Raw genomic sequence first — 15,136 nt, 5'->3', positions numbered from 1 at the left:
GCACGGGGAGGATCAAACCCTTACCCGCGCCGCCTCCGGCAAATCCACCAGCGGCGCAGCCCCCGCGCCAGCCCCCGTATCGATCCACGCCCCATGCGCATGGCTCGTCGCCACCGTCGTCCACTCCGCGCGCCCCGGCCACCACCGCGCCCGCACCACCTGGTGCCCGACCGACCGATCGGGCTCCATCGCCACCCAGCCAAGCGGCCGCTCGACCGTCGCACGCGCGCCCGCTGCGGCCATCGCCACGCGCACGCGCTCGGCCACCGGCTCGGGCAGATACTGCCACACCACCGAATGCATCAACACGCGCGTCACGCCTTCCGCCTGCGGCTCGGCGAGCCGCGCCTCGATCCAGTCGGCCGCATCCGCCCGCGCGAGCGCTACGCCATCCGCGCGCACCATCTCCACCGCCGCGCGCACCCGCGCCAGTCGCTCGGGCGTCTCGGGCCAGACATAGGCCGCGAGCCGCGCCGCCACCGCCGGATCGGTCGCATCGATCGGCGCGACGTCGCACCCGCGCACCGACACGATCTCGAGCGGCACCGGATCGGGCGGCGGCCCGCTCCAGCGCGGCGTGATCGTCACCGGCGAGTCGGTCGGCCCGAACGCCACGCCGCCAAGATCGAAGCGATACCGCCCGATCAGCAGATTGAGCCCCGCACTCGACCCGATCTCGAGCACCTCCACCCGCGGCCCGCTCGCCCGCGCAATCTCGAGCAACCCGAGCAGCAGCGCCGCCGACCGCCCCGGCTCGTTGGTCTGCGGCGGCCCGTCGAGCCACGGCAGCAACGCCGCCTCATGCACGGCGAGTACCCGCTCGATTGTCGCAAGAATCGCACCCTGCTCGGTCACCGCCCCGGAATACACCGCCGCCAACCCGGCATCGCCCCCCGCCTGCACCAACGCATGCAGCCCCCCGAACAGCCGCAACGGCAAGGCATCGCGCGTCGGCTCGCCCGCCCAGTCGAGCACCCGCGCCCCGATGACCGATCGCCGCGTCAGCCCGTCGACGAGCGCGGCGCACATCCGGCCATAGACCGGCGCGGCATTGGCCTCGCAATACTGCTGCTGGATCCGGAACGCGTCACGATTGGTCTGCTCATCGGCCATGATCGATTTTCTCCGTCGGTCGCGTTGTTGCGCCCACCCCCGCCGCCAAGTAAAGCCCGCGGCATGGCAGACCCGATCATCATCGCCGTCCCCAAGGGCCGCATCCTCGCCGAAGCGATCCCCTTGCTCGAACGCGCCGGAATCGTCCCCGAAGCCGCGTTCAGCGACGAGAACAGCCGCGCGCTGCGCTTCACTACCAACACCCCCGGAATCGACCTCATCCGCGTCCGCGCGTTCGACGTCGCGACCTTCGTCGCGCACGGTGCGGCGCAGCTCGGCATCGTCGGGTCCGACGTGCTCGCCGAGTTCGATTATTCCGAGCTCTACGCGCCGGTCGATCTCGGCATCGGCCATTGCCGCCTGTCGGTCGCGGAGCCCGCCGACATGGCCGCAAATGACGATCCGCGCGGCTGGAGCCATGTCCGCGTCGCGACCAAATACCCCCACGTCACCGAAGCGCATTTCGCGCGCCGCGGCGTGTCGGCCGAGTGCGTCAAGCTCAACGGCGCGATGGAGCTGGCGCCGCTGCTCGGCCTCGCGCCGCGGATCGTCGATCTGGTGTCGTCGGGCCGCACGCTGAAAGAGAACGGCCTGGTCGAGGTCGAGGTGATTTGCGAGGTCACCTCGCGGCTGATCGTCAACCGCGCGGCGTTCAAGACGCGTGGCGAAGTCGTACCGCTGGTCGAGGCGTTCCGGCAGGCTGTTGCACAGGAGATGGCGGCATGAGCGCGTTTACGACTCGCCTGGCTGAAAGGGAGGGGAGGATCTTATGATCAAGCTCACCACCACCTCGCCCACCTTCGCGGCCGACTTCACCACGCTGGTCAACGCCCGCCGCGAAGCCGATGCCGACGTCGCGCGCGACGTCCGCGCGATCATCGCGCGCGTCCGCGACGAAGGCGGTTCCGCGGTCCACGCCTATACGCAAAGCTTCGACCGCCACGATCTCGACGCCACCGGCTGGCAGATCGACCCCAGCGAATGGCGCGCCGCCTATGACGGCCTCGCCCCCGACCTCCGCACCGCGCTCGAGCTCGCGGCAGAGCGCATCGCCACCTATCACGAGAAGCAGAAGCCGCAGGGCACCGACAGCACCGACGCCAACGGCATCCGCACCGGCGCGCGCTGGAATGCGATCGAACATGCCGGGATCTACATCCCCGGCGGCCGCGCGGCCTATCCGAGCTCGGTGCTGATGAACGCGATCCCCGCCAAGGTCGCCGGCGTCGATCGCATCGTCATGGTCACGCCGACCCCCGATGGCGAAGTCAACCCGCTGGTGCTCGCCGCCGCGCACATCGTCGGCGTCGACGAGCTGTGGCGGATCGGCGGCGCGCAGGCGATCGCCGCGCTCGCCTACGGCACAAACCGGCTCCGCCCGGTCGACGTCATCACCGGCCCGGGCAACGCCTGGGTCGCCGAGGCCAAGCGCCAGCTCTACGGCGTCGTCGGCATCGACATGGTCGCAGGTCCGTCCGAGATCGTCGTCGTCGCCGACGGCGAGAACCGCGCCGACTGGATCGCCGCCGATCTGCTCAGCCAGTCCGAGCACGACCCGACCAGCCAGTCGATCCTGTTCACCGACTCGGCCGAATTCGCCGACGCCGTCGCGGCGCAAGTCGACGCCCAGATCGAGACGCTCGCAACCGCGAAGGTCGCGCGCGCGGCATGGGACGCGAACGGCGCGATCATCGTCGTGCGCACGCTCGAAGAGGCGCTCCCACTGGTCGACCGCCTCGCCGCCGAGCATCTCGAGCTCGCGTGCGACGATCCGCAAGCGCTGTTCGACAAGCTGCGTCACGCGGGCTCGGTGTTCCTTGGCCGCCACACGCCCGAGGCTATCGGCGATTATGTCGCGGGGCCGAACCACGTGCTGCCGACCGGGCGGCGCGCGCGCTTCGCCAGCGGGCTGTCGGTGCTCGATTTCATGAAGCGCACCAGCTTCCTGCAGCTCGGCCCCCAAGGCCTCGCGGCCATCGGCCCAGCCGCGGTAGCGCTGGCCGAAGCCGAAGGCCTCCCCGCCCACGCCAGATCGGTCGCGCTCCGCCTCCCCTAACCTCCTCCCCTCCCGGGAAGGGAGGGGCTGGGGGTGGGTCGGCCTCCCGGGCGAGCGGCACTCTGACGCAAGCGGTGTCCATCCTCGCTCCTAGGGCACGCGTCACGCCCGACTACGGGCCGCCCCATCCCCGACCCCTCCTTTCCAAGGAGGGGGGGCTCGCGGGCAACCGTCGCCCGAACCAACCAACCCCGCCCCCTCCAGGGAGCCGAGACGCGCCCACACACACCAATCTTCCCGTTCCCCGCTTTTTCCCCTAAGGCGCGCCGCATGTCCTCCCACGCCACTCCCCGCACGGCCGCCCGCTCCAAAGCGCGCGCCGCCGCCCGTCTCGCCGCCGTCCAGGCGCTGTACCAGCACGACATGGAAGCAACGCCCGTCGCGCAGCTGCTCAACGAGTTCCACAACCACCGCCTCGGCGCGACGATCGAAGACGCCGAATATGCCGAGCCCGAGGTCGATTTCTTCGACGATGTCGTAAAGGGTACCGAGGCGCGCCTCGCCGAGATCGACACGACGATCGCCGCCAAGCTCGCCAAGGGCTGGAACCTCGCGCGGCTCGACAAGGCGATGCGCGCGATCCTGCGCGCGGGCACCTACGAGCTGCTCGCGCGCGCCGACGTGCCCGTCGGCACCGTCATCACCGAATATGTCGACGTCGCGCACGCCTTCTTCGACAAGCGCGAGGCGGGCTTCGTCAACGGCCTGCTCGACGGTATCGCCAAGGACGTCCGCGCCTAACCATGGGCGAGGTCGTCAACCTCCGCCGCGCGCGGAAAGCCCGCGCGCGCGACACCGCCGAGACGACCGCCGCCACCAACCGCGCCGCGTTCGGCCGCAGCAAGGCCGAACGCGCCGCGACAGCGCACGACGCGGCACGCGCCGAACGCGCGCTCGACGGAGCCAAACGCGAGGAATGACCCTGCGGTCGCGACCGCCGGGCGATCCCCATGCTTCCGCGCGCCTCGCCGCCAGGCGGCAGGAGGATGCGCGCTCGGAAACAGAGTTTGGGAAAGCAAAACACCCGTAACTGTATTGCCGCAGCAAGACACCGCGCTTATGGTTCGATAGAAAGGCGATGGCGGTGACACTGACGAGTAAGCTCATCCGATATGCCGCGTGTGCGACGCTCGTCGCAGCGGGCATGTCTCCCGCCTTGGCCGGCCAATGGGTGCCGATGGCAACTGCGGGCAAGGCTGCCGACGGTGTTTGGCGATCCCGCGGCTACGGGCATATCCTCGTCGTGCGCGGCGGGGCGCGCACGCTGTATCACGTCGCCGGCGCGTTCTGTTATCGTGATCCGACCGGCGACACCGACGACGACACGTATCGGCTCGTGTCGATCGTAAGCCCGACGCACATCGTATTCGCCGCCTCGGCCGACCAGACGCGCTATGGCTTCGATCGTATCGCCGCGCTTCCGCGGCGCTGCACCGTGCAACGAGGTTGGACGGCGCACGATCTTGGCGAGGTGATCGCAGCCACCTTTGCCGATCTGTATCCCGGCTTCGGCCGACGCGGACGAACGTTGGGCACGCTCACCGCTGCGCTTGCCACTCCGGTTACCTCACCCCCCGACCTCGGCTTTTTCCAGCGCACGACCCGGGCGCTCGCGCGGCTCGACGATGCGCATGTGGGCTTGCAGGCCACGATCGCCGGTGTCGATCACGCTTTCGAAGGCGGTGAAGCGCCAACCATATCGAGCGCACGAGCCAACCCGGCATTGGGGGCCGATCCCGCCGAGAGGGAGCGAGCCTGGTCCAAATCCTATCGCGAGGGGATTATCCGTCTGCTCGACGGCGGCGGGCATCAGGTCGCGAACCGCCGCATCCTGTGGGGCACGACGGGTCGCATCGGCTACCTCAACATCGTTGCGATGGGCGCGTTCGACAAGGATGCTCCACCCGACGACATGCGCGCACTGGACGCGGCGCTCGATGATGCCCTCACCGCCTTTCAAGGGCTTCCGGCGGTGATCGTGGACGTGACCAACAACCGGGGCGGGTATGATGCGATCAGCCTCCACATCGCCGGTCGGTTCGCGAGCGAACGCCGGTTAGCCTTCTCGAAACGAGCGGTCGGCGCGAAGGGCGCCTATCAGCGGTTCGAAGTCGTGCCGAGCGATCGCGTGCGGTATCTCGGCACGGTCGCGCTGCTGACCAGCGACGTGACGGTCAGTGCGGGCGAAACCTTCACGCTGGCGATGCGGGCGCTGCCAAACGTGAGGCAGATCGGCGGAAGAACGCGCGGCGCGCTGTCCGATCAGCTCGCCAAGCCTTTGCCGAATGGCTGGACGTTGATGCTGCCGGCCGAGGACTATCGCGATCCCGCTGGCCGGTCGCAGGAAGGTGTCGGCATCGATCCCGCGCGATCCTTGCCGCCCTTCGCTCCCGATCACCAGACGATGATCCGGCGGGTCGTGCAGAGCCTGTCGCCTCCGCGCTGAGCGGGCATGATCCTGCCTTCCCGTTTCGGCATCCTTCCTGGAAAAGGCAGCAACGCCGCGCAGCGTCGGCGATCGCCATCCGCCTTCCCCAAAGCGGCCGGGCGGTCTCCACCCCGTATCGCCGTTTCGCCGTGTCGCCCTCGAGACCGCGCGAGCATCGCCTGAAAGCCGACCGGCAGTGATCAGGCGGCAAAGCGGTCGGTCTCAAATCGCACCAGAAGTACTTATCGGGCGGCGATTGGCGGCTTCCCAAAACCGGACCTTCCGTAAGGCCCGCGATTGGCCTATTCAGCGAGAATGGTCGCACAACCTGAACTGTGGAAGCAACTGGCAGGGCGTCTCGGCATCGTCACCGTCGCGCCGTTTGATCTTAAGATCAGAGGCCAGAGCATCAGGTTTACCGCTCTACTCCCGCAATTCGGTGGGAGCGCCGGTCTTGTCGCCGACCCGCGATGGGAAGCGATTGAGCCTTATGTAGAAGCCCTCACTGAGGCAGGCTTTGGCTATTCCGCGGTGACATTAGACGAGACTATCGACGCCGAATCGGCTCGCGATATGTTGCGAGATTGGAAGTGGTCCGGGGGTGCGGAAGCGCCAGACTGGTTGTAAGCACGCCTCCACAATCATCGTCCGCTATTGTTGCCAATCGTCCGAAAGCGGTCCGACCGCTCCCCACCCATTGTATCCTTTGACGCCACCTGACGACTGTTCCTTAACGTCCAACAGCGTCGTCCCCGCCGGCTTCGCCTCACTCACACACCGCACGCTTTGCCCGCGACGATCAGCAGATAGTCACACGGCCCGGTCGCCAACGGAAACTCGCGCACTGCAATGCCAAGGGACGCAGTGCGGTTCATATCGACACGGTCTTGCACGACCCAACCCGCCACCGCGAGCGGCCGGCGATGACCTCACGGGCCCGCGTTTCAGAAGTCATGTACATGCGCGACTTATCGTCACAGTCGTTCGACTGAGCAGGTCACGTCAATTTGCTTTCAGAGAAGCTGAAGCGCGACGCCAATCAAGCGTTTAGGGTGCATGATGGATGCCGGGCGTTGAGAACGTGCTTGAGACACGTGCCGATGCCTTTAGCGTGTGGCTTGGACATCCGCATCGGCCACCCGGCATCGCAAATCTAGTACGTCCATTTTCGATGGGCCAGCTCCAGCATGTGATGCAGGATCACCGTCCTACGATTTTGCTCGAAGACTGGCCCACCGCTCCTTGGTGAGAGTTCAAGTCGGATAGGGTCGAAAGTCGTCACCTGACTTCCAAATGCTGAGCATGATGACTGCCAGCTTTCTAGCCACTGCTAAGCGAGCTTTTCCATAGCCCTTTTTGCCAACCAGTGTTCGGCCCCAATCGCGTACGGCACTGTCGCCCGCAGCGCGTGAAATCATCACCCCTGCAGACAGGACGAGGTGCCCGCGCGCAAGAGTGTCACCCGCCTTAGTGATACCTGATCGCCTCAGCTCCAAGCCGCTCTGTTTCAGCTTCGGTACCATGCCCAAATATGGGCCGACGCTGGCTGTGTTCGAGAACCGGTGGGGATCTCCGATCGTGCTGTAAAAAGATATCGCGCAGATTGGTCCGACGCCTGGAATTTTTAGGAAGCGCTGCACTTCGGGAATATCCGCTGCAACTCGCGCGAGTCGCTTGTCCGATTGCTCCACGAATCTGGATTGGGCCTCGTGCAATTCGAGCAGCGACCGGGTCGCAGAAGCAGCGTCCTGTCCCGCCACTCGCTCGATAATCTGCAGCTCAGCCTCTACCCGCTTGCGGAGTCTCTTCCCCGACTTGAGTTGCCGGGTCGCGCTGCCTTGGTTCCTCAGCATTGAACGTAGCGCATTCCGCGAAGCCGTCCGCTGGTGGACGAGCTGATTGCGGATAATTAGCTGATCCCGAATTCGCTGGCACTCCACGTCCCTAATGTATGAGCGCAAATGTGCGTGCCGATCCTGTCGAGCGATCTCCGCAATGCCGCGCGCATCGTTTCTGTCAGTTTTATGATGCCTGATCGACAGGAATCGACTCACTTTTCCGGCATCAAGCAAGACAATCGGCAAACCCAATGCAGCAAGTTTTCTGACCAAGCTATGAGCCGCGCCCGCCTCCATTGCGACTGCAGCGATGCCATCCCGCGGAAAGGGGGATAAACACTGCGCAATCTCACTTGCGTCTGATGTAGACGTACGTTCCAACAGCGGCGCCTCATCTGCGCCTAATACCCACACACCAGTGCTCGCCTCACCCACGTCAAGACCAACCCCAGTATTTGTGACCCATGACATCCTCCTACTAGCGAAGAGGCCGACACCAACTTGAAGAACGGGATGACGCGGCACTTGCCGATCCCCTAAAGCAAGGTTGCGGTGTTCAGACTTCCTGCCGTCTTGCGGCGGGCCCGTTCTCAACCGCTGCGATTATCAGCGAATTAACAAATAATGTGATCGTCATGGTGTCGGCAAAATGGTGAGAAGTCAGCCATTTTCGGGTAATGCGACACTGTCAGCGCCCCGGCAGCGCCAAAATTCTTAACAAAAAACGATGTGCAGACAAACACTTACGGCGCCACCGGTGCCGTAGCTTTATCTTGCCTTCTACTCTCCTCCCATCCAGCCGCCAAACCCCATAAGTTCACGCCATTCCCAACCCTCGAGGTCAAAGCCAGCCGAGGCAAAAAAGACCGGGAAACGATGCTGATCGCACCGTCACCCGGCCTCGATCTTGTGCAATTAATGCGCCTTGGCCATCGCTTCCCAGGCTGCTTTCCGACTGCGGAATTCCCGGCATCCGAGCACCCCGTGCGCATTGCCATCGCCATCCACGATCATCGTCGCCGCGAACCATTTGGCGTCCAGTCGCCCGCAAATCGTGCTATCGAGCCAGAAATCTTCTTCGCTGCCTTCATATGCACCCAGCCAGCGCTCCCCGATGCGCACCTCCCATCGAAAATCCGCATCCTCCGCAGCCAGGAAATGCTGTGCCAGTCCCTCGCCCGCGCCGCGCCCGAACTCCACCTCAAGCCCTGCGATGAGTGCCGCCATCACTCGATCCGACGCTGCTGAAACTGGTTGAAACACGGTCATGATGTTCTCCATCGATTGACGCCTTCATCATCGAAGACAGCCTCTCGACGGCGGTTGGCGGCGTGGCAGTCAGGGCTGGCGGAGCGCCAGCGCAGCCACCGCGCGAGCGGCGGCGGAGGAACCGATTTTGTTATGCGGCGCCAAACAAACTCGGCTGCGCAGCAGCCACCATTTCACAACAAAATTGGAGGGGCCGCCGGCCTTGCACAGCCGCGCCGCCAGCCGCCATGCTCGGACGATCCGAGACGAGCCCCGCCCACCTCTCGATGGTGCGCCAACGTCTCCCCGCGCGCTGAAAGACCGGCCCCGACGCCCTCTCGGTCGCCGGAGCCGGTCCCTGCACCGTCAGTCGGCCGGGTTCCAGATGACCGCGAACCGGTCTTCCGGGCCGCCGGTGGCCTGGCCGAGATTGGCGTAGAGCCGACGCGGTCCAAACTCGGGCGCCGCGAGGCTCAGCGACACATAATCGCGGCCCGAGCTTTCCGACCGCCGCATCCAGCCCGCGCCGATCTCAACCCCGTCGGACAGCACGCGATAGTGCGGCTGGGTATCGCCCGAGCGGCTGGTATTGGCGACAATGTCAATGTCGGCGCGGATGCTGAGCGTCTTGAGCTGGCCCTTGAACGAGCCGTCCTCGTTCTTCGTCACATATCCGATGGCAGGCATGATCTTCACTCCTTCACGCGACCCGGGACCATTCCCGCGTCGACCCGCCGACCACATGGACGGGCCAGGGACGCGCGAACCGTCAGGCCGCAGCGCCAGCGGAGGACCGGAGCGTGCGCGCTGTTTTGCCGCGCGAGGAATGGCCGGCAGGCCAAGGGAAAACAGTGCGTGCGCGATGGTTTTGCCAGCGGTCCGACCGGCCATAGGTCACAGGCGACCGATCGCGGACACGGTCCTGCCCACAGGAGTAAGATGCCTGCTTTCGTACCGGTGACGACGGGGTTCTGGCGTCAGGATTGAGCCAGCCGTCGCTCGCAGACCTCGCGCACCAGCGTCTCCGGCACCGCGACCCGCTCGGCAATCCAGCCGATCTCTTCGTCGCTGAGCTTGTATTCGGGGGAATAGCGCGCGTTGACATAGGCGAGCCGTAACAGCTCGAAACAGCGCCGCGAGAATTTGTCCTCGCGTGGCCATGCGGCGATCAGTTCGGGCGCGAATCCCTCGCAATGCGAGCGCAGGAAGTTCAGCTTGTGCGACTTTGGACTGTAGAGCGTCAGCACCAGCAGGAGGGTGTGATAGAAGCGTTCGGTAGACTGGTGGTACAAGAAGGGCGCGAGCTTAGACTCCCCATCTCGCACAGCGTAGCCAGCGTTACGTCCAAAGCTGGACGCACTCGTAAACCACTCGTCGAAATAGCGCTGTGCCTCGGCGCGCGCTTCCTCCGGCGGCAGGTTCCGCGGCTGCCCGAACGGGTGCCCTTCGGCCTCATACAGCGCAATCCCCTGCTGCACGATGTCACCGAAAAAGGGTCGCCCATGCTCCAGTTGCTGGTTCACGTCCTTCAAGGTGTGGACGATAAAATTGACCGGTGCCGACAGCGCGTTGGTGATCGTCACGTCGCGCATCAGCCGGTCCTCGGCGGCGGCCCAATAGTCGGTGAAGTCGGTGAGCTTGTCGTGGCTGACCACGATCAGGATGTCATAATCGGACGTGTAGCCGTCGATCGGATCGCTGGCCCAGTCGCCGCGCGCATAGGAGCCGTAGAGCACAATCTTGAAGATGCGCGCGACCTTGCCGAACCCGTTCGACTTCGTCGTCGCGGCCTCGAACTCCTCGAACAGCACGTGCACGACGTGTGCCAGCTCGCGCTGCTTCGAGAGGGGCAAATGATCGAGGTCGGTCTTCATCCGTGACAGACTCGCTGCAAAGCGGGGCGATGCCAAGCGCATAATGCACTGTTCTTCGCGCGCCCGGGTGCGGAGCCGTGAGGATCCGCGCCTGGGCGCGCCCCGAATTTTGGGGCCTTTGGGGTGCGCGCGGGACTTACCCCGCGCGCACCCTTGGTCAGGCCGCACGCCGCTCCTCGTCCTCGGCGATGACGGGGTCGCCGTCCTGCGGGTCGCTGTCGTCGGGGTCCGGCGATGCCGCGAGCGAAGCCGGGGCATCGGAATCGGGGTCGGCATCGCTCACCGCATCGCGCTTGGCCGCCGCCACTCTGGCATTGGCCCTGACCGTGCAGACGCCGCCGCGCGACGTGTAGGCCGATGGCGGAAACGCCAGCCAACGCGGCACCCAACGCTCGACTTTGGCACGCCCGCCGCTGCCGCAAAGATGGTCGGCGATGATGCGTTTGAGGGTCGCGCCTTTCTCTTTGGCATTGGCAGCGGCAATGGTTTCGCCTGCGACTTCGCCGACCATGTTGCCGAGCACTTCCTTGTCGCGGACAAGGTCGAGGAACGCCGCATCGGCCTGCCACCATGCCGCCATATCAACGCCGAGGGTTTGCCCCACCGCCTCCACCGCCGCGCCGCCCGCGATCAAGGTTTCGCCCATCGCGATGGCAATGGCATCGCCGAGCGCGGCATCGGCCACGTCGAGCAATCGCAGGAACAGGCGGGTCAGTTCGTAATCATCGCCATCGCCGCCGGTCACGGTCGCTCGCTCGGGGTCCTTGCCGAGCAACGCCAGAACGGCGCGACGGCGTTCGTCGAACACGGCTTCGCCGCAACAATTTTCGACGCTCTCGCACGTGGCATCGTTGCGCGCAGCCTGCGGCTCGCGCCGTACGCTCCAGAGCGGCGACCCGACAATCACATGCGCAACCATCATCCGCAGCGCGACGCCGGGATGGCCCGCGAGTTCGGCGCGGACGGCGGCGTGGCGGTGCAGATCGACATAGCTCTGACAGGCGGGGGTGATCTCGGGCCGGACCGGCCTGGCGTCGGTTTCCGTCCCTGCTCGGGCGGCACGTTCGGCTTCGCGGCGGCTGACATAGCCTTCATAGAAGGTCACCTCGCCGGTCGCGCGGACATCGATATAGACGCGTCCGCCCTTGCGCCGGGGCGTCTTTTCATACGCCCAGGTCTGGAAATACTCGCTTGCCGGAATGATGTGCACCCCGGTCCAGCCGTCTGCCAGATAGGCAGCGCGCCGCTCTTCGATCGCGGCATTTTGCGCGGTCCAGAACGCGCCTGCGTCGGCAAAATAGCGATCCTCGCAGAACAGATCGGAGACCGTGGCAAGACCGCTCTCCGCCACGTCGAACAGCGCAACGGTGACCGCGATCGACTGCCCGCCCAGCAGCCATGCCTTTAATTGCCCCCCCATAGGCGCCCGCTGTTCGGCATCATCGACAAGCGCGAGCCAGTCGCTTTGCTGGCGCCTGCTGGCAAGCGTCAGGTGCCGCACCGTCGCGCGGTCGATCTGCTCGCCTGCATACATCTTGCGGATGCGCGGCAAGAGATTGCCAAGCGCCAGCACGCGCCTGATGGTGAGGTCGGGCAGACCGAACGTCGCCGCCACGTCCTCGATGCTGCGGCCCTCCTTTACCAGTCGCGTAAAGGTCGCCCATTGCGTCACCTCGTCGGCATCGAGCCGCGCGATGTTCTCGATCAACGAAGCCTCGACCGCGTCGGCATCGTCGCTCCGCTCGAGAATCGCGCAGGGGAGCGGCTCGGGCGGCCCCGCTTCCCCCGCGGCCGCGCGCTCATCCGCGACGATCCGCGCGGCAGTGAAGCGCCGTGCGCCCGCGATAATCTCGAACGTACCGGGCGCGCCGTTCGGACGCACCATGACGGGTTGCAGAACGCCGCGCCTGCGCACGCTGGGCAGGATGTCGGCCACATCGGGCGCGCGTTTCGCATAGCGCATGTTGGTCGTGCTGACGCTCAGTCGGTCGAGCGCAATGAAGTCGAGTTTCATGGGTGTTACTCCTTTCCCTGCCACACCCGGCCCCCGGAAAGCGGGGGTGAGCGGCAAACAGCGAGAGAAGCGGACCGCCGCCGAGCGGTGGCGGCACCCAAGTCCGGGGCCCCATCGCGACAGCGCGATGGGTCGCGCAGGGCCGCAACGTCAGTGAAGGAGCCGGGCTGCGCCCGGCTTGCCGCTGCCGCGGGCGGTCCTAGCAGCGAGTGCCGCGCACTCCCGCGCACCGGGAGCTACGCCGCGGTCCAATCCGGTTACCTTGGTGACGGATTGGACCGATCAGATCGGTTACACTTTGGACCGGTGACCTGGGTGACGGTCCGGCAATATGGCCATCGAGGAGATGGCCATGTCGTGGATGGAAACGGACCCTGTGAGCGAACGCGTGCGCTTCATATCGGCGTGGTTGAGCCGCGAGGAGAGCGTCAGCGCGCTGGCGATCCGGTTCGGCGTCTTGCGCAAAACGGCGTATAAATGGATAGGCCGCTACGCGGCCGAAGGCCCTGCCGGGCTTGCGGAACGGACGAGCGCGCCGGTGACGCAGGCGGCACAGACTCCGCCAAAGATCGTCGCGGCGATCCTGAAGCTACGGCGCAAATACCCTGCGTGGGGACCGCGCAAGCTCCGCGCGCGGTTGCAGCTCGACGATTCAACGACAGTGTGGCCAGCAGCGTCCACGATCGGCGACATCCTCAAGCGAGCCGGGCTGGTTCGTCCGCGCAAACTGCGTCGGCGGGTTCCGCCAGCGCAGCATCCGTTCCGCGGTGCCGATGCTCCCAACGACGTGTGGTGCATCGACTTCAAGGGCTTCTGGAAAACTGGCGATGGCGTTCGGGTGCTGCCGTTCACGGTGACCGACGCAATGAGTCGCTACCTGCGGGTCTGCCAGGCGGTCGAACATCCCGACTTCGAGACGGTGTGGTCGATCCTGACAAAGGCTTTCAAGGAATATGGTCTTCCGCGGGCAATCCGCTCGGACAACGGCCCGCCGTTCGGCGCGGTTGCCGCGGGTGGGCTGTCGAGGCTGGCGGTAAACTTCGTGCGGATGGGCATCACGCCGGAGCGGATCACACCGGGCAAACCGCAGGAGAATGGTCGCCACGAGCGGATGCACCAGACGCTGAAGCGCGAAGCGGCGACGCCGCCTTCCTCGACCGACAAGGCTCAACTGGCACGGCTCGAGCGCTTCCGGCAGATCTTCAACGACGAACGTCCGCATGAAGCGTTGGGCCAAATCCCGCCAGCCAGGGTCTTCACACCCAGCCCAAGACTATGGGACGGCAAGCTGCGCTCGCCGGCTTACTGGGGTGCTACGCACGTTCGCACCGTGCGGGTCAGCGGATCGATCAAATGGCGTGGGCGGGAGCTGTTCGTCTCGGAGGTGCTGAACGGCCACCGCATCGGGATCCTCGAGATCGCGGACGACGAATACGAAGTGCGCTTCGGTCCGATCCTGCTCGGCTACATCAAGGGAAAATACAAACTCATCCGCGTGCGCCCCGGCAAACGGCGCCGCCACTCTCCTGAAAACTGTCACCCAGCTGCCCGGTCTGAAACGTCACCCATGTGACCGGTTGCACACCGCCGCCGCGTAAGCGGCGACCGCAGCACCCGGCGCGCCAGCGCCGCGCAGCAAAGACCGGCACCCCGAGCGGGGACGGCGGAATAAGGTGCAGGGTCGGGCTTCGCCGGGCCGCCGTGCCGAAGGCGCCAAGGCCCGCGCGAAACCGGGCGCACCGACCGACGGCCGAGCCGGCGTGCCTGCGGGGCGATCGTAAGACGCCGCACCCTGACCGGCTGCAAAGCGGGTTTTCGCAAAGCACGGTTTGCGAAGACCGGCGGGGCAGTCCGGCAGTGTGCGCCCTCCGCCCCGCGCCGCTGTTCGGGGCGTTGCGGGGTGACCCCGCAGAAGGGGTATGGCCGAACTTTCGGATCGGCCATCAGGGGAAGGCTTTCCCCTCTTGGCCCATCACCCACGGCATACGGCCCAACGGCAAAGCCTTGACCGGCAAACCATGCGACTCGGGGCGAGATCGCATCCCTAACAACAAGATTCAGCCACTATGCACTGGCTCGGCCGCCTACAGGTCGGCCCTAATATCCAGTAAATGCCAAGTTTATTGCTCCTGTTTGGCTCGCAAGCGCTCAAGAGCGATTTTCATGAACTCGCTCCTGTTGCCGCGCGCTCAGACCCTACCAAAGCTCCGCAGCACGCATCATCGCGTTCAACAAAGGAGAGAGACCATGGGCGATGCACCCGACCGAATTCTACGAATCAAAGCCGTTCTTGAGCTAACCGGCCTGAGCCGTTCGACGCTCTATCGAAAGGTAGGGCAAGGCAGGTTTCCGAAGCAGATCAACATCGCCGAACGGTGCGTCGGCTGGCGACAATCCGCCGTGCGCGAATGGATGCAGAATCCCGCAAGGTATCTCGCTGGGTAACTAAGGCGCGGCCGCCTTGCGCCCCAACCTCGGCCGTTCCGACCAAACCGGCGAACGCTTGAAAGCAGACATTGCTCTTGGAAAAATTGATTGGCTGGGTCTGGGACATTTCAGTCGTTC

At 65.5% G+C, this 15,136-nt stretch carries 13 protein-coding genes; 7 read left to right on the top strand and 6 right to left on the bottom strand.

The genetic code is table 11. The features are described from left to right. Window positions 1–12: 12 nt before the first annotated feature. Window positions 13–1,113, bottom strand: coding sequence for a DUF2332 domain-containing protein (locus E2E30_RS18325; RefSeq protein ID WP_133191787.1), 1,101 nt, complete (start codon window positions 1,111–1,113; stop codon window positions 13–15). A gap of 63 nt (window positions 1,114–1,176) precedes the next feature. Between E2E30_RS18325 and hisG the strand changes: the two genes are divergently transcribed. The 5 genes from hisG (at window position 1,177) to E2E30_RS18300 (ending at window position 5,615) form a co-directional block, all read left to right on the top strand. Then, window positions 1,177–1,839: an ATP phosphoribosyltransferase gene (gene hisG, locus E2E30_RS18320; protein WP_133191786.1), complete on the top strand. Its 663-nt coding sequence runs from the start codon at window positions 1,177–1,179 to the stop codon at window positions 1,837–1,839. 43 nt (window positions 1,840–1,882) lie between these two features. Then, entirely contained in the window at window positions 1,883–3,169 is a 1,287-nt protein-coding gene (gene hisD, locus E2E30_RS18315; protein ID WP_133191785.1) for a histidinol dehydrogenase, read from the top strand. Window positions 3,170–3,439: 270 nt separating this feature from the next. After that, window positions 3,440–3,910 carry a transcription antitermination factor NusB gene (gene nusB, locus E2E30_RS18310; protein WP_133191784.1) on the top strand — a complete coding sequence of 157 codons (471 nt, stop codon included), beginning with the start codon at window positions 3,440–3,442 and terminating at the stop codon, window positions 3,908–3,910. 2 nt (window positions 3,911–3,912) lie between these two features. Beyond that, a complete protein-coding gene (locus E2E30_RS18305) occupies window positions 3,913–4,089 on the top strand; it encodes a DUF4169 family protein (RefSeq protein WP_133191783.1) in 177 nt (58 codons plus the stop codon). 164 nt (window positions 4,090–4,253) lie between these two features. Continuing rightward, complete coding sequence (locus E2E30_RS18300; protein ID WP_206365611.1) at window positions 4,254–5,615, top strand: S41 family peptidase; 1,362 nt, start codon at window positions 4,254–4,256, stop codon at window positions 5,613–5,615. Window positions 5,616–6,850: 1,235 nt separating this feature from the next. On the opposite strand, the gene E2E30_RS18290 is transcribed toward E2E30_RS18300, so the two are convergent. The 5 genes from E2E30_RS18290 to E2E30_RS18270 all read right to left on the bottom strand — a co-directional run bounded on the left by E2E30_RS18290 (window position 6,851) and on the right by E2E30_RS18270 (window position 12,571). Further along, complete coding sequence (locus E2E30_RS18290) at window positions 6,851–7,906, bottom strand: IS110 family transposase (RefSeq protein ID WP_133191781.1); 1,056 nt, start codon at window positions 7,904–7,906, stop codon at window positions 6,851–6,853. Window positions 7,907–8,350: 444 nt separating this feature from the next. Next, window positions 8,351–8,716, bottom strand: a complete 366-nt coding sequence (locus E2E30_RS18285) for a hypothetical protein (RefSeq protein ID WP_133191780.1) — start codon at window positions 8,714–8,716, stop codon at window positions 8,351–8,353. A 333-nt stretch (window positions 8,717–9,049) separates the two neighbouring features. Beyond that, on the bottom strand, window positions 9,050–9,370 hold the full coding sequence (locus E2E30_RS18280) for a DUF736 domain-containing protein (protein ID WP_133191779.1): 321 nt from the start codon (window positions 9,368–9,370) through the stop codon (window positions 9,050–9,052). A 290-nt stretch (window positions 9,371–9,660) separates the two neighbouring features. Beyond that, window positions 9,661–10,557 (bottom strand): HEPN domain-containing protein, encoded by an 897-nt coding sequence (locus E2E30_RS18275; protein WP_133191778.1) that lies wholly within the window; start codon window positions 10,555–10,557, stop codon window positions 9,661–9,663. A 157-nt stretch (window positions 10,558–10,714) separates the two neighbouring features. Next, on the bottom strand, window positions 10,715–12,571 hold the full coding sequence (locus E2E30_RS18270) for a ParB/RepB/Spo0J family partition protein (protein ID WP_133191777.1): 1,857 nt from the start codon (window positions 12,569–12,571) through the stop codon (window positions 10,715–10,717). A 352-nt stretch (window positions 12,572–12,923) separates the two neighbouring features. Here E2E30_RS18270 and E2E30_RS18265 point away from each other — a divergent pair, with 352 nt between their 5' ends. Then, on the top strand, window positions 12,924–14,144 hold the full coding sequence (locus E2E30_RS18265; RefSeq protein ID WP_133192189.1) for an IS481 family transposase: 1,221 nt from the start codon (window positions 12,924–12,926) through the stop codon (window positions 14,142–14,144). Window positions 14,145–14,818: 674 nt separating this feature from the next. Beyond that, entirely contained in the window at window positions 14,819–15,016 is a 198-nt protein-coding gene (locus E2E30_RS18260; protein ID WP_133191776.1) for a helix-turn-helix transcriptional regulator, read from the top strand. Window positions 15,017–15,136: the final 120 nt, after the last annotated feature.

This window comes from Sphingomonas sp. AAP5, from assembly GCF_004354345.1.
Taxonomy (GTDB): domain Bacteria; phylum Pseudomonadota; class Alphaproteobacteria; order Sphingomonadales; family Sphingomonadaceae; genus Sphingomonas; species Sphingomonas glacialis.
Note: the sequence above shows the minus strand (reverse complement) of the source record. Positions and strands in the feature narration are given on the sequence as shown.